The sequence below is a fragment of the Nonomuraea sp. PA05 genome, assembly GCF_008086045.1.
Taxonomy (GTDB): domain Bacteria; phylum Actinomycetota; class Actinomycetes; order Streptosporangiales; family Streptosporangiaceae; genus Nonomuraea; species Nonomuraea monospora.
Map to the genome: position 1 here is coordinate 313202 of NZ_VSEY01000008.1, position 22300 is coordinate 335501.

The 22300-nt window shown below is 71.8% G+C and carries 18 protein-coding genes and 1 pseudogene; 10 read left to right on the forward strand and 9 right to left on the reverse strand.

All coding sequences use genetic code 11. The annotated features are described in order from the left end of the window. Positions 1–46: 46 nt before the first annotated feature. On the reverse strand, positions 47–1222 hold the full coding sequence (locus FXF51_RS15800; protein ID WP_222871291.1) for a serine hydrolase domain-containing protein: 1176 nt from the start codon (positions 1220–1222) through the stop codon (positions 47–49). Between the two features lie 118 nt (positions 1223–1340). On the opposite strand from FXF51_RS15800, the gene FXF51_RS15805 reads away from it, so the two are divergent. The 4 genes from FXF51_RS15805 to FXF51_RS15820 are packed head-to-tail and all read left to right on the forward strand — an operon-like array spanning position 1341 to position 7499. After that, entirely contained in the window at positions 1341–2207 is an 867-nt protein-coding gene (locus FXF51_RS15805) for a TIGR03619 family F420-dependent LLM class oxidoreductase (protein WP_148435184.1), read from the forward strand. 31 nt (positions 2208–2238) lie between these two features. Next, positions 2239–3630, forward strand: a complete 1392-nt coding sequence (locus FXF51_RS15810; RefSeq protein ID WP_148435185.1) for a selenium-binding protein SBP56-related protein — start codon at positions 2239–2241, stop codon at positions 3628–3630. Then, positions 3627–4226, forward strand: a complete 600-nt coding sequence (locus FXF51_RS15815) for a hypothetical protein (RefSeq protein ID WP_222871292.1) — start codon at positions 3627–3629, stop codon at positions 4224–4226. The genes FXF51_RS15810 and FXF51_RS15815 overlap by 4 nt, the downstream gene beginning before the upstream one ends. Positions 4227–4268: 42 nt before the next feature. Then, the gene (locus FXF51_RS15820) at positions 4269–7499 is read left to right on the forward strand and encodes a BTAD domain-containing putative transcriptional regulator (protein WP_148435187.1); all 3231 of its coding nucleotides are present in this window, start codon (positions 4269–4271) and stop codon (positions 7497–7499) included. Here FXF51_RS15820 and FXF51_RS62585 read toward each other — a convergent pair. The 6 genes and pseudogenes from FXF51_RS62585 to FXF51_RS15845 all read right to left on the reverse strand — a co-directional run bounded on the left by FXF51_RS62585 (position 7472) and on the right by FXF51_RS15845 (position 10452). Then, positions 7472–7633, reverse strand: a complete 162-nt coding sequence (locus FXF51_RS62585; RefSeq protein ID WP_262379557.1) for a CocE/NonD family hydrolase C-terminal non-catalytic domain-containing protein — start codon at positions 7631–7633, stop codon at positions 7472–7474. The genes FXF51_RS15820 and FXF51_RS62585 overlap by 28 nt on opposite strands. Then, positions 7630–7995: a CocE/NonD family hydrolase gene (locus tag FXF51_RS63750; protein ID WP_411268362.1), complete on the reverse strand. Its 366-nt coding sequence runs from the start codon at positions 7993–7995 to the stop codon at positions 7630–7632. The genes FXF51_RS62585 and FXF51_RS63750 overlap by 4 nt, the downstream gene beginning before the upstream one ends. Before the next feature lie 82 nt (positions 7996–8077). Further along, a pseudogene (locus FXF51_RS63755) lies at positions 8078–8278 on the reverse strand (CocE/NonD family hydrolase); the annotation flags it as partial. Next, positions 8275–9036: an ABC transporter permease gene (locus tag FXF51_RS15835; RefSeq protein ID WP_148435189.1), complete on the reverse strand. Its 762-nt coding sequence runs from the start codon at positions 9034–9036 to the stop codon at positions 8275–8277. The gene FXF51_RS15835 and the pseudogene FXF51_RS63755, both read right to left, overlap by 4 nt. Then, positions 9033–9944, reverse strand: coding sequence for an ATP-binding cassette domain-containing protein (locus FXF51_RS15840; protein WP_148435190.1), 912 nt, complete (start codon positions 9942–9944; stop codon positions 9033–9035). The genes FXF51_RS15835 and FXF51_RS15840 overlap by 4 nt, the downstream gene beginning before the upstream one ends. A gap of 37 nt (positions 9945–9981) precedes the next feature. After that, positions 9982–10452 (reverse strand): Lrp/AsnC family transcriptional regulator, encoded by a 471-nt coding sequence (locus tag FXF51_RS15845; protein WP_148435191.1) that lies wholly within the window; start codon positions 10450–10452, stop codon positions 9982–9984. A gap of 94 nt (positions 10453–10546) precedes the next feature. On the opposite strand from FXF51_RS15845, the gene FXF51_RS15850 reads away from it, so the two are divergent. The 5 genes from FXF51_RS15850 (at position 10547) to FXF51_RS15870 (ending at position 18274) form a co-directional block, all read left to right on the forward strand. After that, positions 10547–11239, forward strand: coding sequence for a nitroreductase family protein (locus tag FXF51_RS15850; protein ID WP_148435192.1), 693 nt, complete (start codon positions 10547–10549; stop codon positions 11237–11239). 72 nt (positions 11240–11311) lie between these two features. Beyond that, on the forward strand, positions 11312–13138 hold the full coding sequence (locus FXF51_RS15855; RefSeq protein ID WP_222871293.1) for a M14 family zinc carboxypeptidase: 1827 nt from the start codon (positions 11312–11314) through the stop codon (positions 13136–13138). A gap of 285 nt (positions 13139–13423) precedes the next feature. Beyond that, positions 13424–14989 carry a chitinase gene (locus FXF51_RS15860; RefSeq protein ID WP_148435193.1) on the forward strand — a complete coding sequence of 522 codons (1566 nt, stop codon included), beginning with the start codon at positions 13424–13426 and terminating at the stop codon, positions 14987–14989. After that, a complete protein-coding gene (locus FXF51_RS15865; RefSeq protein WP_148435194.1) occupies positions 14986–16428 on the forward strand; it encodes a carbohydrate-binding protein in 1443 nt (480 codons plus the stop codon). Before FXF51_RS15860 ends, FXF51_RS15865 begins: the two co-directional genes overlap by 4 nt. 55 nt (positions 16429–16483) lie before the next feature. Next, complete coding sequence (locus FXF51_RS15870; protein WP_148435195.1) at positions 16484–18274, forward strand: chitinase; 1791 nt, start codon at positions 16484–16486, stop codon at positions 18272–18274. On the opposite strand, the gene FXF51_RS15875 is transcribed toward FXF51_RS15870, so the two are convergent. Beyond that, a complete protein-coding gene (locus tag FXF51_RS15875) occupies positions 18267–19838 on the reverse strand; it encodes a molybdopterin-dependent oxidoreductase (RefSeq protein ID WP_148435196.1) in 1572 nt (523 codons plus the stop codon). The two genes, FXF51_RS15870 and FXF51_RS15875, sit on opposite strands and share 8 nt — an antisense overlap. Positions 19839–19955: 117 nt before the next feature. Between FXF51_RS15875 and FXF51_RS15880 the strand changes: the two genes are divergently transcribed. Continuing rightward, on the forward strand, positions 19956–21347 hold the full coding sequence (locus FXF51_RS15880; protein WP_148435197.1) for a hypothetical protein: 1392 nt from the start codon (positions 19956–19958) through the stop codon (positions 21345–21347). Here the strand turns inward: FXF51_RS15880 and erm are convergent. Further along, on the reverse strand, positions 21319–22044 hold the full coding sequence (erm, locus tag FXF51_RS15885) for an ErmE/ErmH/ErmO/ErmR family 23S rRNA (adenine(2058)-N(6))-methyltransferase (protein ID WP_411268363.1): 726 nt from the start codon (positions 22042–22044) through the stop codon (positions 21319–21321). The two genes, FXF51_RS15880 and erm, sit on opposite strands and share 29 nt — an antisense overlap. Positions 22045–22300: the final 256 nt, after the last annotated feature.

The window sequence follows — 22300 nt, forward strand, 5'->3', positions numbered from 1 at the left end:
GCTTGCTCCTGGGGAAGAACTGGTGACATATCACGTTATCTGGTGATTAGTGGTCGGGTGCGTACCAGATGCCTCCGTACGACTGGCGGTGGTCGAGCGCCCGGTACGCCGCGTCCACCAGCGCCTGGCCCCGCGGGTTCACGCCGAGCCCCGCGCCCTGCTTGCTCATCGTGTAGCCGAACGCCAGCCGCGCCGCCGGATCGCAGAACCCGATCGAGCCGCCCATCCCCACGTGCCCGAACGCGCTCTGCGACAGCAGCACGCCCTCGCTGTCGGGCTCGGGCAGGTGCCGGTTGTCCACCGACTTGACGAAGCCCAGCGCGAAGTGGGTCGGCGCGAGCAGCACCGCGTCGGCGCCCGCGGAGGCGGTCAGCGACATGAGCGCCAGGTGCTCCGCGCTCACCAGGTCGCCGCCGCCCAGAGACAGCGGCCGGTACAGGCCCGCCAGCCCCCGCGCGTTGGTGATCCCCCCGACGGCCCCGATCTCGGCGGCGTGCGCGGCCCTGCTGTCGGACTCGCCGGCGGCCATGTACCCGCCCTCGTGAGCCAGCACCGCCGCCTGCGCCGACGCAGGATCGCCGAACGCCTTGAGGTAGAACGAGGCCGGCGCCTGCGGCGGATCGGCGGGCACGGTCGGCGCCACCCGCCCCTCCTGCTCCTCGGGCAGCCCCATCCAGAACTCCAGCCCGAGCGGCTCGGCCACCTCCTCGCGGAAGAACGTGCCGAGCGAACGCCCGCTCACCCTCCGCACCACCTCGCCCACCAGATAGCCGAACGTGAGCGCGTGGTAGCCGTGCCTGGTCCCCGGCTCCCAGAACGGCTCCTGCTCGGCCAGCCGCCCGGCCATCAGCTTCCAGTCGTAGAAGGCGCCGGGCGGCAACGGCTCACGCAGCGCGGGCAGGCCTGCCTGGTGGGAGAGCAGGTGCCGGACGAGGGTGCCGCCCTTGCCGCGCACGCCGTACTCGGGCCAGTAGCGGATCACCGGCGCGTCGAGGTCGAGGTCACCGCGCGAGGCGAGCACGTGGGCGCACAGCGCCGTCGCGCCCTTCGTGCACGACCACACGTGCCCGATCGTGTCGCTCGCCCAGGGACGGCCGGGCGCCGCCTGCCCGCCCCACAGGTCTACGGCCACGTCCCCGTCGACGATCACGCACACCGAGGCGCCCAGCTCGCCACGGTGTTCCAGGTTCGCCTCGAACTCCTCGCGCACCTGGGAGAACATGGGGTCACAAGTGCCATGCACGGTCATTTCCCGAATGCATCACGAAACCCGGCACCTGTAAACCGATGACTTTCCGCCCTTGCGCTGGTCAGAAACGCAGACAAGGAAGGAGCACGAGATGGATCTCGGAATCGCGCTTCCCGTGACGGGCCCGCAGGCGAGCCCGGAGGAGCTGGTCCGCGTCGCCCAGACGGCCGAGCGGGCCGGGCTCGGCGCCGTGTGGGCCTACGAGCGCCTGCTGCGGCCCGCCGAGCCGTGGATGCTCGGCCTGGAGCAGGTCATCCCGCTGCCGGAGGAGAGCTCCTCGGTGTACGACCCGCTGGAGACGCTCGCCTACCTCGCGGCCAGGACCAGCACGATCCGCCTCGGCACCAACGTCGTGGACGCCCTGTTCCACCCGCCCGTCGTGCTCGCCAAGCGCCTGGCAACGCTCGACCGGCTCAGCGGCGGCCGCCTGTGGGCCGGGCTGGGGCAGGGCTGGATGAAGCAGGAGTTCGAGGGGGTGGGCGTGCCCGTCAAGCGGCGCGGGGCGGGCTTCGCGGAGCACGTCGAGGCCATGCGCGCGTGCTGGGGCCCCGACCCGGTGAGCTTCTCCGGCCGCTTCTACACGATCCCGGAGTCGGGCATCGGCCCCAAGCCGGTGGGGCTGACCCTGCTCGGCGGCGCGGCGGCGCCGGCCGCGGTCGAGCGGGTGGCCGCCCTCGGCATGGGGCTGGCCACGGTGGTGTTCGACTGGGACCTGCTCGGGCAGGGCGTCGAGGCCTACCGCAAGGCCGGCGGGCAGGGCCCGCTGGTGATCCAGGTGAACGGCACGATCAGCGACAGGCCGCTGGACGAGCGCGGGCCGCTCACCGGCTCGGCGGAGCAGGTGGCGGAGGATCTGGCGCGGGCCAGGGCGCTGGGCGCCGACCACGTGTTGTGGCAGCCGATCGGCTTCGACGCGGACGGTCTGGTCGAGCGCATCGCGGAGATCATTACCTATTGACCGTGTAGGGAATCGGTCTATATCTGGAGAGATGACCCTCTGGACTCCGGATCCCACGTTCTATCCATCCCCCAGAGACGCCGCCGGCGCCCCCGCCGAGAAGCTGGCGTACGTCGCCGCGTTCGACCGCAGCTGTGCCCGGCCGGACGCCATCGCCGTCATCGACACCGACCCGTCCTCGCCCGCGTACGGCACCGTCGCAGGCTGGACCGACCTGCCCGACACGGGCGACGAGCTGCACCACTTCGGCTGGAACGCGTGCAGCAGCGCCCTGTGCCCGAACGCGCCGCACCCGCACGTGGAGCGGCGCTACCTGGTCGTGCCCGGCCTGCGCTCCTCGCGCATCCACATCTTCGACACCAAGGACCGGATCAGCCCCGAGCTGGTCAAGGTGATCGAGCCGGAGACGCTGGCCCGCCGCGCCGGCTACTCGCGCCCGCACACGGTCCACTGCGGCCCCGAGGGCCTGTACGTGTCCGCGCTCGGCGGCGCCGACGGCAGGGACGGGCCCGGCGGCATCGCGGTGCTCGACCACACCTCGTTCGACGTGCTCGGGCAGTGGGAGCTGGACCGGGGGCCGCAGTACCTGGCCTACGACTTCTGGTGGCACATCAACCAGGACGTGCTCGTCTCCTCAGAGTGGGGCACGCCGTCGATGATCGAGGAGGGGCTGGTCGGAGAGCTGCTGCTCGGCCGCAAGTACGGTCACAAACTGCACTTCTGGGACCTGCGCAAGCGAAGCCACGTGCAGGAGGTGGACCTGGGCGACGAGCACCAGATGCCGCTGGAGCTGCGCCCCGCCCACGACCCGACCCGCCTGTACGGCTTCGCCGGCGTGGTCGTCAGCGTCGAGGACCTGTCGGCGTCCGTCTGGACCTGGTTCCACGAGAACGGCCGCTGGCAGGCCCGCAAGGTCATCTCCATCCCCGCGGAGCCGGCCGACCCGAGCCGCCTGCCGCCGATCCTGCAGCCGTTCGGCGCGGTGCCGCCGCTGGTGAGCGACATCGACCTGTCGGTGGACGACCAGCGCCTGTACGTCTCCTGCTGGGGCACCGGCGAGATCAAGCAGTTCGACGTGTCCGACCCGTTCAAGCCGGTCGAGCTGGCCTCGCTGCGGGTGGGCGGCATCGGCCGCGAGGACCCGCACCCCGCCGACCCCTCGCTCCCGCTCCGCGGCGGGCCGCAGATGGTCGAGGTCAGCCGCGACGGCCGCCGCGTCTACCTGACCAACTCCCTGTACGGCGCCTGGGACGACCAGTTCTACCCCGACGGGGTGGGCGCCTGGATGGCCAAGATCGACACGGACTCGTTCACCTTCGACACCCGCTTCTTCCCCCACGGGGACGACTTCCGCGGCCTGCGCCCCCACCAGGTGCGGCTGCAGGGCGGTGACGCCTCCTCCGACTCCTACTGCTACCCGTGACGCTCGCCGCCGTGCTCCTGCTCGGCGCCTTCCACGGCCTCAACCCGGCCATGGGCTGGCTCTTCGCCGTGGCGCGCGGTCTGCAGGAGCGCAGCATGGACCGGCTGCTGCAGTCGATCCCGATGATCGCCCTGGGCCACCTCGCCTCGGTGGCCCTGGTCGCCCTGGTCGTGGCGGCCACCGGCTCCCTGGTCACCGGCACCGTGTTGTCGGTCGGCGGCGGGGTGGTGCTGGTGGGGTTCGGCCTGTGGCGGCTGCTGTCGCGCCGGCACTTCCGGTGGGTGGGGATGCGGCTGTCGCTGTGGCAGCTGGCCTGCTGGTCGTTCCTGATGTCGTCCGCTCACGGGGCCGGGCTGATGTTGCTGCCGGTCTTCACCGGCATGCGGGCGGAGGGGCACGCCGGTCACGCCGCCTCCGGAGGGCTGGGCGTGGCGGCCCTGCACACGCTGGCGATGTTCACGGTGGCGGGGGTCATCGCCGTGGTCGTCTACCGGGTCGCGGGGCTGACGGTGCTCCGGCGGGCGTGGTTCAACGTGGACCGGATGTGGGCGCTGGCGCTGGTGGCGGCCGGGGCCATCACGTTGATGCAGGTCTGAACGGGCAAGATGTGACATGTGCGGATATCGATCCTGGGGCCGATGGAGGTCGAAGGGGACGACGGGCCGATCGCGGTCGGCGGCCTCCGGCTGCGCGCGCTCCTGGCGCTCCTCGCGCTCGAAGCGGGCCACACCGTCACGGCCGAACGGCTGATCGACGCGCTCTGGCCGGACGCCCCTCCCGCCAACGGGCCGAACGCGTTGCAGACGCTGGTCAGGCGGCTGCGGGTGGCGTTGCTGCCGCATGACGTGGTGGAGAGCAGGCCGGGCGGGTACGCGCTGGCCGTGGCCGAGGACGACGTGGACGCGCTGCGGTTCAGACGCCTGTCGGCCATGGGGGCGGGGCTGGAGTTGTGGCGCGGCGACGCGCTGGCCGACCTCACCGCCGTCCCTCGGCTGGCCAACGTGGCGGCCACGCTGGAGCAGGAGCGGCTGGCCGCCGTCGAGACGCGGGCGCGGCAGCGGCTGTCCGCCGGGCTGCCCGTCGATCTGAGCGCCGAGGTGGCGGCGAACCCGCTGCGGGAGCGGCTGTGCGCGCTGGCCATGCGGGCGATGGCCGCCGCCGGGCGTCAGGCCGAGGCGCTGGAGCTGTTCGAGCGCACCCGCCGCACGCTCGCCGACGAGCTGGGCGTCGATCCCGGCGCCGAGCTGCGCGCCGCCCACCTCGCCATCGTGTCGGGGGCCGCCACACCGGGGGCCGCCGCGTCCGGGGCCGTCGTGTCAGGGCCCGCCGCGCCTGGGGCTGTCGCGCCTGGGGAAGGCGTTTCCGTGCGGCGTCCCGTACGGCACAAGGGCAATGTGCGGGCGCCGAGGACCGGCATCATCGGCCGCGAGGCGGAGCTGGAGCAGCTTCTCGGCCTGCTCGACAGGGCGGAGCTCGTGACGCTCGTCGGCCCCGGCGGCGCGGGCAAGACGCGGCTGGCCACCGAGGTCGCGCTGCGGATGGCGGGCGGCGGGCTCGACGGGGTGTGGATGGTGGAGCTGGCCCCGGTCAGCGAGCCGGGCGACGTGGCGGGGGCCCTGCTGGAGGTGCTCGGCCTGCGCGAGGACCGGCCGCGCTACCGGGCGGCCGAGGAGGAACCCGTCCGCCACCAGGCGCAGGATCCGGCCGGGCTCGCCTACGGGAGGGCGGCGGATCCCGTCGCGGTGGCCGTGGAGGCGCTGGCGGGGCGGCGGGCGCTGCTCGTCCTGGACAACTGCGAGCACCTCGTCGGCCCCGCAGCCGAGCTGGCCGAGCGGCTGCTCACCGAGTGCCCGGCGCTGCGCGTGCTGGCCACCAGCAGGGAGCCGCTGGGCCTGCCCGGCGAGCACCTGGCCCCGGTGCCGCCGCTCGAACCGCCGCCCGCCGGCGCGGATCCGGCCACGGCGGCGGCGTACCCGTCCGTCAGGCTGCTGGTCGAACGCGCCACCGCCGCGCGCCCGGCGTTCACCCTCGACGAGGGCAACGCCGATGACGTGGTGGCGCTGTGCCGCAGGCTCGACGGGATGCCGCTGGCGATCGAGCTGGCGGCGGCGCGGCTGCGCACCATGACGCCCCGGCAGCTCGCCGACCGGCTCGACGACCGGTTCAGGCTGCTGACGGGCGGCAGCAGGACCGCGCTGCCCCGCCAGCAGACGCTCAGGGCGGTGGTCGAGTGGAGCTGGGACCTGCTGGACGACCAGGAGCGGGTGCTGGCCAGGCGGCTGGGCGTGTTCGCGGGCGGGGCGACGCTGGAGGCGGTGGAGGAGGTGTGCGGCGGCACGGCGGACGTGCTGGGCGCGCTGGCCGACAAGTCGCTGGTGCAGGTCACGCCCGAGGGCCGCTACGCGATGCTGGAGACCATCCGCGCCTACGCCGCCGAGCGGCTGGAGGAGGCGGGCGAGGCCGGGGAGTACCGGCGGCGGCACGCCGTGTACCTGCGCGACCTGGTCGAACGGGCCACCCCCGAGCTGCGGACGGCGGCGCAGATCGAGTGGATCGAGCGGCTGGCGGCCGAGCGCGACGACTTCGCGGCGGCGCTGCGCTGGGCGCTCGACGAGCGGGACGCCGAGCTGGCGCTGCGGCTGTGCGCGGGGCTGAACTGGTTCTGGTGGATGTGCGGCTACCGGCGGGAGAGCGCCGCCTGGGCCACGCAGGTGCTCGACCTGGTGGGGGAGACGCCGCCGCCCGGCCTGGCGGGCGCGTACACGGCGTGCGTGTTCGCCTGGGGCGTCGACCGGTTCGGCTCGATCATCAACGACCGGGAGGCGATGCGCGCGCTGTGGCGGCGGATCGAGGATCTGGTGGACCTCGCGGACCGGGAGGGGCCGGTGCATCCGATGCTCCGGCTGAGCAAGGTCGTCATGGCCTTCGCCGCCGGGCTCGACGAGCACGCCACCGAGCTGCTCGACTCCTACGTGGCGGGCGACGACCTCTGGCTGGCCAGCTCCGCCCTCATGATCGGCGGCAGGGGCCGCGACGAGGAGAAGCTGGAGCGGGCGGTCGCCGGGTTCAGGAAGCTGGGGGACCGGTGGGGGCTGACCGAGTCGCTGCTCGGGCTGGCCACCGTCCGGGCCGAGCGGGGCGCGCCGACCGGCGACCTCATCGCCGAGACCTGGGAGCTCACCAGCCCGTGGGTCAGCGCCGACGAGGCCGTCTCCACGCTGGTCAGGCTGGCGGACCTGCGCGCCAGGGCCGGTGATCTGGAAGGTGCGGGCCAGGACCTGGCCAGGGCGCGGGCCAGCTTGAACGGCGTGGGTGAGCACCTGCGGGACGGCGTGGGTGAGCACCGGCGGGACGGCGTGGGCGGTGAGGCGAGCGCGTTCACCCGGATGCAGCTCGGCCAGGCCGAGGCCGGGCACGCCGTCCGCGTCGGCGACCTGGAGCGCGGGCTGGCGCTGTACCGGGACCTGTTCGAACTGCTGCCGGAGGTCGTGCCGGTCACGCAGTTCGAGGTCGCGCTGAGGACCGCCTACGGCCGCGCGCTGCTGTGGAGCGGGGACGTGGAGGGGGCGCTGGCCGAGCACCGCCGGGCGCTGCGGACACTCGGCGAGCTCGTCCCCGACAGGCCGCTGCAGTCGGTGACGCTGGCCGGGTTCGGGCTGATCGCGCAGGCCGGGGGCGACCAGGAGCGGGCGGCCGTGCTGTTCGGGGCCGCCTCGGTGGTGGAGCCGGCCGACGGCTCGCCCGAGACGGCCGAGGGCGTCGAGGCGGCCAGGGCCGCGCTCGGCGCGGAACGGTTCCTGGCCTGCTTCGAGGCGGGCGCCGCGATGGGCATGTCCGAGGTTTACGCGACGGTGGGCAGCACGACGTAGGAGGGGGCGTGCACCGTGGTGGTGCCCTTCTCGGGGTTCCTGGCGAACCGGGGGAAGTTGGCGCCCGCCAGGTCGATCCTGATCCGGTGACCCGGCAGGAACGCGTTCGAGGTCGCGCCGAGCCGGACTGTCACCAGCCGAGGTGGACGCCGGTCCAGTCGACGGCGTCCTGGCTCGCCCGCTCCCCGTGGTCGCGGCCGCAGATGTCCCGGTCGTGGGTGAAGTGCGTCCACGGGCCCACGGTCAGCCGCGAGTCGCCATGCAGCAGCGTGCAGTGCTCGATGGAGGCGTCCAGGAAGTAGTCGTACCCGCCGGTGCTCACCAGCGCGGGCACGTCGATGCGGGAGTGGTCCACGACGCCGTCCCGCCAGAGCGGGGCGCGGGGGCCGGGGGTGTCCGTCCAGGCCGAGTAGAAGGGGACGAGGTCGGCCAGCAGGGGCTGGTCGGCGAGCGGCAGCCGGTCGAACAGCTCGCCGAGCCGGGAGGCCGCCGCCAGGTACGCCTGCCTGTCCTCCGGGGTGGCCGTCCCGGGCCTCCCCGCTGATGAACCGGAACTCGCCGTCCGAGTCGCCGGTGCCGCGCACGTCCCGCGCCACGACCGCGTACCCGGCCGCCACCAGCCGGGGCACGTCCAGGTGGAACCCCGGCCCGGCCAGGCCCCGGCCGTAGGGGGTGCGCGACAGCAGCACGGGGAAGGGCCCCGGCCCGCCGGGCCGCCACGCGGTCGCGACGAGCCGCACGCCGTCACGGGTGGTCATGGTCTCGGTGGTCTCGATCATCGGACTCTCCTGTTGTAGGCGCGCAGGGCGAGGGGCGTGAAGAGGGCGAGCAGCGCGGCGCTCCAGCCGACGGTGATCCACATGTCGGCCGCCGCGGCCCCGCCGCCCAGCAGGCCGCGCAGGGCGCCGGCCAGGTGGGAGACCGGGTTGATCCCCATCCACCAGGTCAGCCAGCCCGGCATGTCGGTGGCGGGCACGAAGGCGCTGCTGCCGAACGTGAGCGGCAGCAGCACGGCCGTGGCCATGCCCTGCATCGAGGTGACCGATTTGGCGATCAGCCCGATCCAGGCCGAGCCCCAGCTCAGCGCCGTGGTCATGAGCAGCACCAGGCCGATCCCGGCCAGCGCGCGCAGCGGGTCGGTGGTGATGCGGAAGCCGACGGCGTACCCGACGGACAGCGACATCGCGACCGTGATCAGCATGGTGAGCAGGTCCGCGATGATCCGGCCGGTCAGCGGCGCGGACCTGGCGATCGGCAGTGTCCTGAACCGGTCGAAGACGCCGTTGCCGATGTCGGTCGCCAGGTTCATGCCGGTGGTGATCGTGGCCATCAGCGCGACCTGGACGAGCACGCCGGGCAGCATGTACGCCACCGCCCCCGCCCGGTCACCGCCGGCCGCGCCGCCGAACAGGTAGACAAAAATGACGATCATGAAGACGGGCTGGAACAGCAGGCCGAGGAGCTGCCCCGGGCTGTTCCTCAGCGGGATCAGGCTGCGCCAGGCCAGCGTCAGTCCTTGGGAGACAGCAGTGATCATCGGTTCTCTCCTGTGAGGGTGCGGAAGACGTCGTCCAGAGAGGGCAGCCGCAGGGCGTGCTCGGCGAGCACGATGCCCGCGTCGTCCAGCTTCCGCAGCAGGGCGGGCGGCGCGGCCAGGTCGTGGACCGGCAGGGTGAGCAGCCCGTCGGCGGCCCGGACGCCGAGGATGCTCCCGGCCTTCTCCAGGTCCTCCGCGTGCAGCGGCCTGACGTCGAGCCGGTGCCCGCCCGCCAGCGCCTTCAGCTCGGCGGGCGTGCCCGACGCCGCGACCCGGCCCCGGTCGATGACCAGCAGGTCGTCGGCGAACTGGTCGGCCTCCTCCAGGTACTGGGTGGTCAGCAGCACCGTCACGCCGTCGGCGGTCAGCCCTCTGACCGTGTTCCACAGGTCGCCGCGGGCACGCGGGTCCAGGCCGGTGGTGGGCTCGTCGAGGAACAGGATCCGCGGCCTGGCGACCAGGCTCACGGCCAGGTCGAGGCGGCGGCGCATGCCGCCCGAGTAACCGCCCGCCGACCGGCCGGCCGCCTCCTCCAGGCCGAAGCGGGCCAGCAGCTCCGCGGCCCTGGCCCGGGCAGCCGCCCTGGACAGGCCGAGCAGCCGGCCGATCAGCACCAGGTTCTGGGTGCCGGTGAGCTTCTCGTCCACGGAGGCGTACTGGCCGGTCAGCGAGATGAGCTCGCGGACCTTGCCGGGCTCGCGGGTCACATCGTGCCCGCCGACCAGGGCGCGCCCCGCGTCGGCGGCGATCAGGGTGGCGAGGATGCGTACGGCGGTGGTCTTGCCCGCGCCGTTCGGGCCCAGGACGCCGAGCACGGTGCCGGTCCTGGCGTTGAGGTCGATGCCGTCGAGTGCGGCCTTGTCGCCGTACCGCTTGGCGAGCCCTTCTGCTTCGATCGCGTACTTCATGCCAGGAACGGTGCCGGGCCGCCCTGGCATCGGCCTGTCAGGGACCTGTCAGCGGCATCACACGGTGCGGCACCACCGTGGACAGCGTGATGACGGTGGTGCTGCGCCGCACCCCTGGCACGGCCAGCATCCGGTCGATGACCTGCTGGAGGTGCTCGTGGTCGCGGCCCGCGATCCGGCACAGCACGTCGCCGGGACCGGTCACGATGTAGGCCTCGAGCAGTTCGGGGATCGCCTCCAGGGTCGCCGAGATGTGCTCGCGGGCCGCCTGCTCGACCTCCAGCGTGGTGAACGCCTGCACCGGGTGGCCGAGCGCGGCGGGGGAGAGTTCGGGGCCGAAACCGGTGATCACGCCGTCGGCGACCATGCGGTCCAGCCGGGCCTGCACGGTGCCGCGCGCCACCCCCAGCAGGCGGGCGATCTCCAGCAGGCCGCTGCGCGGGCGTTCGGCGACCAGGCGGAGCAGGTCGCGGTCCAGATCGTCGAGACCGTGGCGGCGTGCTGGCATATTCGTCTCCCAAAGCGGGGTTTCACTGCCGGATCGGCAGCATGCGAGGGGCGCTGTTGTCAGATGCGGCAACCGGGCCGAGACTTCGGATCTTATGGAGCACCAGCACCCCTTCGTTCCCTATGAGCCGGAGCGCTACGCGCCCGAGGAGATGGTCAGGCGCGGCGAGGAGTTCCACCGGCTGGTGGACCGGCGGCGCAGCGTGCGGCAGTTCAGCGCGGAGCCGGTCCCGTACCGGTGCGTCGAGCTGGCTGTGCGGGCCGCCGGCACCGCGCCTTCGGGCGCGCATCAGCAGCCGTGGAAGTTCGTGGCGATCGGCGACGCGGAGACGAAGCGGCGCGTGCGCGAGGCGGCCGAGATCGAGGAGCGGCAGAACTACGAGGGCGGGCGGCTGCCGCCCGAGTGGCGTGCGGCCCTGGAGCCGATGGAGACCAGCTCGGACAAGGGGTACCTGGAGGTGGCGCCCTGGCTGGTGGTCTGCTTCGCCGAGAAGTACGGCCTGACCCCCGAGGGCGAGAAGGTCAGGCACTACTACGTCAACGAGAGCGTCGGCATCGCCTGCGGCCTGTTCATCACGGCGCTGCACGTCATGGGTCTGTCCACGCTCACGCACACGCCGAACCCGATGGCCTTCCTCAGCGAGATCTGCCGCCGCCCGCCCAGCGAGCGGCCCTACATCCTGTTCCCCGTCGGGTACGCGGCCGACGGCGGCGAGGTGCCCGATCTGGCCAGGAAGCCCCTACAGGAAACCCTGATCCCGATGTCCGTAAATTTGGGCCTTTCCTAGGTCTGTCAACGTCATCACTCTCAGTTCAGGCGCGAGTCAGCAACCCCATCCCGAGCGCCTGAGGAGGACGAGGTGAAACGCCGTTTAGTCATCCTGCTGGCAGCCCTCAGCCTGATCAGCCTGACCGGCATGACGGGCGCGGGTGCCACCGCCGAGCCGCCGGCGAACAAGCAGTACCGCGTGTCCGGCCCGGCGAACGCCCAGCAACGCAGTGCGGTGGCGTCCACGGGCGCCGCCATCGAGGAGGTGGCCACGGACTCGGTCCTGGTCACGGCCACGGAGGCCGAGGTCTCCGCCATCAGGCGGCTCGGCTACCGGGTGGCGGAGGTGCCGCGCCCGACACCCCCGTCCGCCGACGCCTTTGACTTCCCGCCGGCGGACTCGCAGTACCACAACTACGCGGAGATGAACGCGGAGATCAACGCCCTGGTCGCGGCCCATCCGGGCCTCATCAGCCAGGCCAACTACGGCACCTCCCACGAAGGGAGGAATCTCCGCCTCATCAAGATCAGCGACAACGTGGGCACGGACGAGAACGAGGTCGAGGTCCTGTTCACCGCCCACCAGCACGCCCGCGAGCACCTCACGGTCGAGATGGCGCTGTACATCATGCACCTGCTCACCGACAACTACGGCAGCGACGCGCGGATCACCAACCTGGTGAACACCAGGGAGATCTGGATCATGCCGGACATGAACCCGGACGGCGGCGAGTACGACATCGCCACCGGCACCTACCGCTCCTGGCGCAAGAACCGCCAGCCCAACTCGGGCTCGTCGGCCGTCGGCACCGACATGAACCGCAACTGGGCCTACAACTGGGGCTGCTGCGGCGGTTCGTCCGGCACGACGTCGAGCGAGACGTACCGGGGCGCGAGCGCGGAGTCGGCGCCCGAGGTCAGGGCGGCGGCCAACTGGGTGCGCAGCCGCGTGGTCGGCGGCGTCCAGCAGATCAAGTCGCACATCGACTGGCACACCTACAGCGAGCTCATCCTGTGGCCATACGGCTACACCTTCAACGACACCGCCCCCGGCCTGACCCAGGACGACAGGGACGCGCACGCCACCCTCGGCCAGAACATGGCCTCCACCAACGGGTACACGCCCGAGCAGGCCAGCGACCTCTACATCACCGACGGCACCATCGACGACTGGATGTGGGGCGTCTACAAGATCTTCAGCTTCACCTTCGAGATGTACCCGACCGGCTCGAACCCGGGCTTCTACCCGCCGGACGAGCAAATCGTGCCCCAGACCACCCGTAACAGGGAGGCGGTGCTGCGCTTCCTGGAGTACTCCGACTGCGTCTACCGCATCATCGGCAAGGAGGCCCAGTACTGCGGCACCGGCAACCCGCCGATCACCGTCTACCAGGACACGTTCGAGTCGGCCACGGGCTGGACCGCGAACCCGGGCGCCACGGACACGGCGACCCTGGGCCAGTGGGAGCGCGGTGACCCCGAGGCGACCACGTCCAGCGGCGCCAAGCAGCTCGGCACCACGGTCAGCGGCACGAACGACCTGGTCACCGGCCGCCTGGCGGGCGCCTCGGCGGGCGCGAACGACATCGATGGCGGGATCACCTCGATCCAGTCGCCGCCGATCACGCTGCCCGCCACGGGCGCGCTGAACCTGTCGTTCTCGTGGTACCTGGCGCACGGCTCGAACGCCTCCACCGCCGACTACCTGCGCGTACGCGTGGTCGGCAACACCACCTCGACGGTGTTCAACCAGGCGGGCGCGGCCACCAACCGCAACGGCGCCTGGGCCACCGCCTCGGCGAGCCTGAACGCGTTCGCCGGTCAGACCGTCCGCATCCTCGTCGACGCCGCCGACGCCTCGGGAGCGTCCCTGGTCGAAGCCGGTGTGGACGACGTGAGGATCACCCAGCAACCGTAACCTTCCACCCCCACTCCGCCGCACGGGATTCCGGCCCCCGTGCGGCGGAGTCGTGTTTGGGTCTTGTAAGGATCCGGTGTCAAAGCTACGATCGCGACAACTCTTAGGAAACTTTCCTAAAAGTAATCATCAATCGGACAAAACCTAACAACCGCTGCAAGGTTACTCGCGCCGACATCCCCCCGAAGGCCCGTGCCATCACCTCCGCGGGCCGTGCCGTACGGCTTGCGCTCTCACCCCCCGGCGCAAGCCGTACGGCACGCACCTCCCCTGAAGGAAGAACCCGTGAGACTACGCGCGATTCTCCTCACACTCGCCACCCTCGCCCTCGGCCTGCAAGCCCTGCCCGCCCACGCCGCGGCCGCCACCGCCACCTTCGTCAAGGTGGCCGACTGGGGCTCCGGCTTCGAAGGCAAGGTGACCGTCACCAACGGCACCACCACCGCACTGCCGAGCTGGAACGTCCAGTTCGACCTGCCCGCCGGCTTCACCATCCCCTCCGCCTGGGACGCGGTGATGACCAAGACCGGCCAGCACTACACCTTCACCAACCCGAGCTGGGCCTCCCCGCTGGCGCCAGGGGCCAGCGCGAGCTTCGGCTTCAACGGCAGCCCCGGCAACTTCCCCGGCATCACCGGCTGCACGCTGAACGGCGCCTCGTGCGGCGGCGGCAGCACGAACCCTGGGGTGCCCGGCACGCCGGGAGCCGTCAGCGCCACCGCGACAGGCAGCGCGATCAGCCTGAGCTGGGGCGCCGCCAGTGGCACGGTCACCGGCTACCGCGTCTACGAGGGCGCTGCGCTGAGGACCACGACCACGGCCACCACGGCGACGATCAGCGGCCTGGCCGCCTGCGAGACCCACACGTACACGGTCAGGGCGTACAACGCGCAGGGCGAGTCGCCCGGCCAGGACGTCACCGCCACCACCACCGGCTGCACGGGCGGCGGCACGCTGCCCAGGCACTTCCTCACCGGCTACTGGCACAACTTCGTCAACGCCGCCACCGAGCTGAAGCTGGCGGCCGTGCCGAACGAGTACGACCTCGTCGCGATCGCCTTCGGCGAGGCCACGGCCACCGCCGGAGAGGTCGTCTTCGCCGTCGATCCAGGGCTGGCCACCGCGGTCGGCGGCTACACCGACGCCCAGTTCAAGGCCGACGTGCAGGCCCTGCACCAGCGCGGCAAGAAGGTGATCCTGTCGGTCGGCGGCGAGGCCGGCCGGGTGCAGGTCGCCGGCGCCGCGGCGGCGACGCGGTTCGCCGACTCGGTGTACGCGCTCATGCAGAGCTACGGCTTCGACGGCGTGGACATCGACCTGGAGAACGGCCTCAACGCCACCTACATGGCGCAGGCGCTGCGGTCGCTGCGCGCCAAGGCCGGCTCCGGGCTGATCATCACGATGGCCCCGCAGACCATCGACATGCAGTCGACCGGGATGGAGTACTTCAAGCTCGCCCTGTCCATCAAGGACATCCTCACGGTCGTGCACACCCAGTTCTACAACTCCGGCTCCATGCTCGGCTGCGACCAGGCCCAGGCGTACGGGCAGGGCTCGGTCAACTTCATGACCGCCCTGGCCTGCATCCAACTGGAGAACGGGCTGCGCCCCGACCAGGTGGCGCTGGGCCTGCCCGCAGGGCCGGGAGCCGCGGGCGGCGGCGTCGTCGCGCCCGCCCTCGTCAACCAGGCGCTCGACTGCCTGGCCAAGCGCACCAGTTGCGGGAGCTTCGTGCCACCGCGCGCCTACCCGGACATCAGGGGCGCGATGACCTGGTCCATCAACTGGGACGCGAGCAACAACTGGTCGTTCTCCAAGACCGTCAAGCCCCACCTCCAGGGAATGCCATGAAATTTCGTAGCAAACTCACCGCACTGGTGGCCGGCCTCGTCCTCGCGCTGACCGGCGCCGGGCTGACCTCCGCCGCGCCCGCGGCGTACGGAGCGGTGCAGCAACTCGCCGCCGCCTGGGCGCCGTGGACCTCCTACGCCATCGGCGCGGTCGTCACCTACAACGGCGTCGACTACACCTGCATCCAGGCGCACACCTCCCAGCCCGGCTGGGAGCCGCCGAACGTGCCCGCCCTCTGGAAGCAGGGATCGGGCGGTGGCGGCGGCAACGACACCACGGCCCCGTCGGTGCCCGGCAACCTCCGCTCGACCGGCGTCACCTCCAGCAGCGTCTCCCTGGCCTGGAACGCCTCCACCGACAACGTGGGCGTCACCGGCTACAACGTCTACCGGGGCGGCACCCTCGTCACGACGGTGACTGGCACCTCCTTCACCGACACCGGCCGCGCCGCGAGCACCAGCTACACCTACACCGTCCGGGCCCGCGACGCGGCGGGCAACCTGTCCGGCGTCAGCAACTCGGTCAGCGCGACCACCTCGGCCGGCGGCGGTGGCGGCGAGAACCCGACGAAGATGGCCGGCGCGCCCTACCTCTACATGGGCTGGGGCAACCCGCCCAACCCCGGCACGGTCATGGACGCGACCGGCGTGAAGTCGTTCACGATGGCCTTCATCCTGTCCAGCGGCGGCTGCACCCCCGCCTGGGACGGCAACCGGGCGCTGACCGGCGGCGCCGACCAGCAGGCGATCAACACGATCAAGTCGAAGGGCGGCAGCGTCCAGATCTCCTTCGGCGGCTGGCAGGGCAACAAGCTCGGCCCCAACTGCTCCACCCCGCAGGCGTTCGCGAACGCGGTGCAGCAGGTCATCAACGCCGTCGGCCCGGCCGTCGTGGACTTCGACATCGAGAACACCGACGAGTTCGAGAACTACACCGTCCAGGACCGCATCCTGAACGCGCTCAAGATCGTCAAGGCGAACAACCCGAACGTCAAGGTCGTCGTCACCTTCGGCACCACGCGGACCGGCCCGAACAGCCACGGCATCCGCCTGATCAACCAGTCGAGGGCGCTCGGCGTGCCGATCGACAACTACACGATCATGCCGTTCGACTTCGGCAGCTCCAACATCTACCAGGACACCGTCAACGCCTCCGAGGGCCTGAAGAACGCGCTCAAAAGCGCGTTCGGCTGGGCCGACGCCCAGGCCTACGCGCACATGGGCATCTCCGGCATGAACGGCCTGTCCGACCAGCAGGAGATGACCTCGGTCGCGACCTGGACCCAGATCCGCGACTGGGCCAGGTCCAAGGGCCTGACCAGGCTCGCCTACTGGGCCGTCAACCGTGACCGCCCCTGCCCGGGTGGCGGCGTGGTCTCGAACTGCAGCGGCATCGCGCAGTCCGACTGGGAGTTCACCCGCATCACCGCCGGCTTCTAGCCCGCTGATCGGCCCGCCCCCCGTACCCCGGGGGCGGGCCGCAGTGAGGAGACCCATGAAACTCCGAGCACCGGCGGTCCTGCTCGCCGCCGCCCTCCTCGCCCTCCACGCCACTCCCGCCTTCGCAGCAAATATCGCGATAAATCCGGGCTTTGAGGACGGCCTGACCGGCTGGTCCTGCGCGGCGGCCCAGGCTGTGTCGTCCCCGGTCCACGGGGGCGCCCGCGCGCTCCAGGCCACCCCGCAGGGCAACGACCTGGCCCGCTGCCAGCAGTCCGTGACCGTCCAGCCGAGCACCACCTACCAGCTCTCGGCCTGGGTGCAGGGCAACTACGTGTTCCTGGGCGCCACCGGCACAGGCGTCAACGCCAGCACGTGGGGCTCTCCCGGCGGCCAGTGGAGCCAGCTCAGGACGTCCTTCACCACGGGCGCCTCCACCACGTCGGTGACGATCCACGTCAACGGCTGGTACGGCCAGGGCGCGTACTACGCCGACGACGTGGTGCTCGACGGGCCCGGCGGCACCCCGGACACGCAGGCGCCCACCGTGCCGGGCAACGTGGCCGTAGGCGGCGCGACCGCCTCCAGCCTCAACGTGACCTGGGCGGCCTCGACCGACAACATCGGGGTGGCCCGCTACGAAGTGTCCCGAAATAGCGTGACACCGACGGCCGTCTCCGGAACCAGCCACACCGCCACCGGCCTCACCGCGCAGACGTCCTACTCCTTCCGCGTCAGGGCGTGCGACGCGGCGGGCAACTGCTCGGCCTACTCCGCCCCGGTCACCGGCACCACGACCAGCGGCGGCGGTGGCGGAGGTGACCTCCCGAAGCGGGTCCTGGTCGGCTACCTGCACGCCTCATTCGCCAACGGGTCCGGATATATCCGTATGAGCGATGTACCGGCCGAGTGGGACGTCATCAATCTCGCCTTCGGCGAGCCCACCTCCGTCACCTCGGGCGACATCAGGTTCCGCCAGTGCCCGGCCGCCGAATGCCCGAACGTCGAGCCGGAGGCCGACTTCATCGCCGCCATCAAGGCCAAGCAGGCCCAGGGCAAGAAGGTGCTCATCTCGATCGGCGGCCAGAACGGCCAGGTCCAGCTCACCACCACGGCGGCCCGCGACACGTTCGTCGCCTCGGTCTCCGCGATCATCGACAGGTACGGGCTCGACGGCCTCGACATCGACTTCGAGGGCCACTCCCTCTACCTCAACCCCGGCGACACCAACCTCGCCGCCCCCACCACCCCGGTCGTCGTCAACCTCATCTCCGCGCTGAAGACGCTCAAGAGCCGCTACGGCGCGAAGTTCACCCTGACCATGGCCCCGGAAACGTTCTTCGTCCAGCTCGGCTACCAGTTCTACGGCCCCGGCCCGAACGGCGCGGCCGACAACAGGAGCGCCTCCTACCTGCCCGTCATCCACGCCATGCGCGACGCCCTGACCCTGCTCCACGTGCAGGACTACAACTCGGGCCCGATCAAGGGCCTGGACGACCAGTACCACACGATGGGCGGGCACGACTTCCACGTGGCCATGACGGACATGCTGCTGGCCGGCTTCCCGATCATGGGCAACCCGGCCAACGTGTTCCCGCCGCTGCGCCAGGACCAGGTGGCCATCGGGCTGCCCGCCTCGGTCAACGCGGGCAACGGGTTCACCAGCGTCGCGGAGGTGCAGAAGGCGTTCGACTGCCTGGCCAAGGGGAGCAACTGCGGGACGTACCGGCCGCGCGGGGTCTACCCGGGCCTGCGCGGCCTGATGACCTGGTCGATCAACTGGGACCGGTACAACGGGCACGAGTTCTCCCGCAGCCATCGGGCGTACCTGAACGGGCTCACCTGACCAGCTGCGTCGGCTTGACCGGCAGGCCCAGGCCGGGCGGGCGGTAGGTGGGCAGCGCCTCGCCGTACTCGTGCATCCAGGCGTGATCCACCAGCATCCGCATCCGCCCGGCCTCGGCCGCGCCGCCCGGCTCGGCCAGCGTCATGCCGCCGGCCAGCTTGGCCAGCGTCTCGGCGACCAGCTCGGGGTCGGGCGGCGACAGGTCGCAGTGCTCGTCCGGCCCGATCAGCAGGTCCACGCCGGGCGGCAGCGGGTAGATCGGCCTCGGCAGGGCCAGCACGCGCGGCGGCGGCGCCATCGGCCAGCCGTCGGCCACCGCCTCCAGCAGCACCGACCGCGCCGACCGGCGCGCGAACAGGCCCTCCGCCAGCGCCCAGCTCAGCGCGCCCACGTCGGAGCGGTCCTCGCCGCACGCGTGCAGGCACAGGTACGGCACCAGCGGGATGCCCTCCTGCCCGGCCTGCGCCCACCCGCCGCCGCACCCGGTCAGCACCAGCAGCGCGAGCATCGCCCGGTAGGCGGTGTCGGCGTGCGGCGTCTCCAGCCGCCCCGGCACGATCACGCACCGCCCGCCGGTCTTCTCCGCCGTCACCCCCAGCTCCCGCGCCGTCTTCAGCGCCCGCGACGCGGCCACCCCGGTGTACGCCTCCTGCCAGGCGGGCGTGTACGGCTGCGCCCGGTCCTCGTACCCGTCCGGCCAGACGCCCGGCAGCCCGGGCCGCGCCACCCCGTAGCCGGCCAGCACCAGGTCGAACACCGTCGTCACCAGCTCGCCGCCGTCCCGCAGCACGGGCACGCCGCGCCGCAGCACCCCCGGCCCGTCGTCGAAGCGCGGCAGCAGCACCTCCACGGTCTCGCCGCCGTACAGGCTGAGCCGCCCGTACGCGCCGCCGGTCAGCCCGCCGGGCACGTACCCGGACTCCCGCTCGCGCAGCCGCACCAGCAGGGGCAGGTCCGTGCGCGCCATGGCGTGCTCGGCGAACGGCGTGCGGTCCAGGAAGAACTCCTTGAGCAGCACGTGCCCCATGGCCATGGCCAGCGCCCCGTCCGTGCCCGGCCGGACCACGAGCGTCTCGTCGGACAGCCGCGTCGGGTGGGTGCCGATCGCGACCACCTTCTGCCCCTTGTACCGCCCGGCGATCACCCACGGCGTGTCCGCGCTCCGTACGAGCCGGTTGTTCTCCCCCCACAGCAGCACGTGCGCCGCCCGCGCCCAGTCGTCGGCCCCCGGGCCGCAGAAGCGCGGCCCCAGCACCTGTTCGGGCGCGCACGGATGCTCGGTCAGCACCGCCCCGCCGAGCCCGCCGACCACCCGCGCCAGCGGCGAGGTGGCCAGCGCCGCCACCTGCTCGGCTCCGTGACAGGCGGCCGTGTACGCCATCGCCGCCGCCGTCAGCTCCGCCGCCGTCGCGTCGTCCAGCGGAACCCGCCTCTCTCCTCGGGCTCGCTGGTAGAGCTGTGAGTTCCCTGTGAGTTTCGCCCAGGCCGCGACCGGGTCGCGCAACCCATCTCTCACCTCGAAGTAGAGCCTGACCAGTGCCTGGTTGACCTGCGATCCCCCCATGGAAAAAGTTCAACACAGACGGTGATGTCGTATCGGGATACGTGTCGGCATGTCGGGGATAAGAATTGGAAGCGCAGGTGGCAGTAGCCCCCCGGTTACGGCAGGCTAGAGGCCGCCATGGATTACGCAGTTCTCACGGGGATCGTCCTCGTCGCCGGTGTCGTGCTCGCCCTCGTCGCCCAATGGCGTGATTGGCGGCCATCTCTGGCCGTCGCCATCGTCGTGGGCGTCGCCGTACGCGTGCTCATCATGTACACCTCCGCCATCGACAGCTGGCAGCCCGTCGACTTCGTCGAGAGCTTCAAGCCCGCGGGCGAGGCCGTGCTGCGGGGTGAGGACCCGGTGCTGGCCAGCGAGGGCGGCTGGCACTTCCTGCCGACCATCCCGTACGTGTACGGCATCCTGCTGTGGCTGGGCATCCCGTGGGAGTACGCCGGGCGCCTGGTCACCGTGGTCGCCGACATCGTGCTCATCCCGCTGGTCGCCAAGCTGGCCGGCGGCCCGAAGGCGTCGCTGCGCGCCCTGCAGTACGCGCTCAACCCGCTCGCCGTGCTCATCGCCTCGGTCCATGGCCAGGTGGAGCCCGTCGCGCTGGTGTTCGGCGTGGCCGCGTTCGTGGTGGCCAGGGGGCCCGGCGACCCCGACCGGCCAGGCATGGTCACCGACGTGGTCGGCAAGGTCCGCGCGGGGGTGGCCGCGTACGGCGTGCGGGCCTCCGTCCCGCGGGTCATCGGCCGCGGCGGCATGCTGCACCGGGCGCTGCTGCCAGGCCCCGACGACCGCGCCCAGCTCAAGCGCGGTCTGCTGGCCGGTGTGCTGATGGGCCTGGCGCTGTGCGCGAAGAGCTGGCCGATCTGGCTGATCCCCGGCTTCCTGCTGCTCCTGCCGAACCTGCGCTCCAGGATCGCCGCCCTGTTCACCACCGGCGCGGTGCCGATCTTCTTCTTCGTGACGCTGCCGATCTTCGCGGGCACGTCGATCAACCAGCTTCCTGCGGTCATCGACACCATCCGCGACATCCGGCCCATCGTGGGCGAGTGGGGCTGGACCCCGTGGCTCACCGAGGGCAGCTGGTCCCTGGAGCCGGCGATGGCCTCGTTCGGCACCAACCTGATCTACGTCTGCGTCATCCTCGTCATCCTCTGGTGGCGGCGGGCCGACCCGATCGACATGACCACGGCCATCCTGCTCGTGTTCATGGTCGTGACGCCCCGGCTGGGCGCCCAGTACCTGCTGTGGTTCATGCCGTTCCTGATCGCCCGCCCCACCCGCTTCGCCTGGCCGGCCATCATCGGCTGCTCGCTGTGGGCGGGCTACGGCTACCTGGTGATGACGCAGTTCGACGTCAACGGCTGGTGGTTGCAGCACACGTACTGGTCGCGGGCCTCGATCGTGCTGCTGCCGATCCTCGCGCTGGCCATGCCGTGGGGCCGCCACATCGCGGCGGCCCCGGCATGGAGAAGCTCCGCTCCCCGTCAGGTCACCGGCATAGGCGCCCCCACAGCGTGACCCACTGGCCGGGATGGACGTGGCCCACGACGGCGTCGCGGGCCACCCCGGCCGCCGCCAGCGCGGCGTCCACGCCGTCGTAGCGGGTCTTCAGCGAGGCGCGCACCGAGCCGCCCACCCCGCCGAAGCCCAGCTCCACCAGCTCCTGGTAGGAGCGGCGGCCGTGCACCAGCGGCTCGGGCCTGCGCTCCAGGCGCAGGATCGCCGAGTCCACCGACGGCACAGGGCGGAAGCTCTCCCTGCCGACCGTGTCGCCCAGCCGCCAGTCGAACCACGGCCACGACTCGACCGTGACCAGGCTCCACCGGCCGTAGTCGCCGGTGCGCTTGCGGGCGTACTCCCGCTGGGTGAGCAGCGTCGCCGAGGTCAGGGCGGGCGCCCGCAGGCACCAGTCCACGATCCTCGACGTGACGGAGTAGGGGATGTTCCCCACGACCGCGAACGGCTCGCGCGGCGCCCGCGCGGCCGTGAAGTCGCCCCTGACGACCTCGATGCGTGCGTCGCCGCGCGTGCGCGAGGCCAGCCGGCCGGCCAGCCGCGGATCGAGCTCGTAGCCGATCACCCGCGCGCCCGCCTCGGCCAGCGCCAGCGTGAGCGCCCCCTCGCCGGGCCCGGGCTCCAGCACGAGCCCCTCAGGTGCGGCCGCCTTGATCATCAGCTCGACGGCATGCCTGTCGGCCAGGAAGTTCTGCGACAGCTCGCGCCGCGCCCGATCCGTGGGCGTGCGACCGCCACCGCCGCCTTTCCTGGCCTTCTTCTGAGTGTGTGAATAGTTTCCGTGCGCGAAATTCTGCGCCACAGCACTGCCCTTCCGGGTCCTCGAGATGAATGGGTCTCGAAGGGCCCTGGGCGCGCCTGCGGACGCTCAGCTCAGGTGTGCGAAGTCACCGCGTCCGCTAGCGGGCCAGAGCCCGGCCGCGGCGGATGCGAATGAAAACCTGGCAGGTGAACAT

Excerpts from the sequence above, each read along its gene's own strand:
- FXF51_RS15800 (WP_222871291.1), bottom strand. The coding sequence starts at position 1,222 with ATGTTCTCCCAGGTGCGCGAGGAGTTCGAGGCGAACCTGGAACACCGT.
- FXF51_RS15805 (WP_148435184.1), top strand. The coding sequence starts at position 1,341 with ATGGATCTCGGAATCGCGCTTCCCGTGACGGGCCCGCAGGCGAGCCCG.
- FXF51_RS15810 (WP_148435185.1), top strand. The coding sequence starts at position 2,239 with ATGACCCTCTGGACTCCGGATCCCACGTTCTATCCATCCCCCAGAGAC.
- FXF51_RS15820 (WP_148435187.1), top strand. The coding sequence starts at position 4,269 with ATGGAGGTCGAAGGGGACGACGGGCCGATCGCGGTCGGCGGCCTCCGG.
- FXF51_RS15835 (WP_148435189.1), bottom strand. The coding sequence starts at position 9,036 with ATGATCACTGCTGTCTCCCAAGGACTGACGCTGGCCTGGCGCAGCCTG.
- FXF51_RS15840 (WP_148435190.1), bottom strand. The coding sequence starts at position 9,944 with ATGAAGTACGCGATCGAAGCAGAAGGGCTCGCCAAGCGGTACGGCGAC.
- FXF51_RS15845 (WP_148435191.1), bottom strand. The coding sequence starts at position 10,452 with ATGCCAGCACGCCGCCACGGTCTCGACGATCTGGACCGCGACCTGCTC.
- FXF51_RS15850 (WP_148435192.1), top strand. The coding sequence starts at position 10,547 with ATGGAGCACCAGCACCCCTTCGTTCCCTATGAGCCGGAGCGCTACGCG.
- FXF51_RS15865 (WP_148435194.1), top strand. The coding sequence starts at position 14,986 with ATGAAATTTCGTAGCAAACTCACCGCACTGGTGGCCGGCCTCGTCCTC.
- FXF51_RS15870 (WP_148435195.1), top strand. The coding sequence starts at position 16,484 with ATGAAACTCCGAGCACCGGCGGTCCTGCTCGCCGCCGCCCTCCTCGCC.
- FXF51_RS15875 (WP_148435196.1), bottom strand. The coding sequence starts at position 19,838 with ATGGGGGGATCGCAGGTCAACCAGGCACTGGTCAGGCTCTACTTCGAG.
- FXF51_RS15880 (WP_148435197.1), top strand. The coding sequence starts at position 19,956 with ATGGATTACGCAGTTCTCACGGGGATCGTCCTCGTCGCCGGTGTCGTG.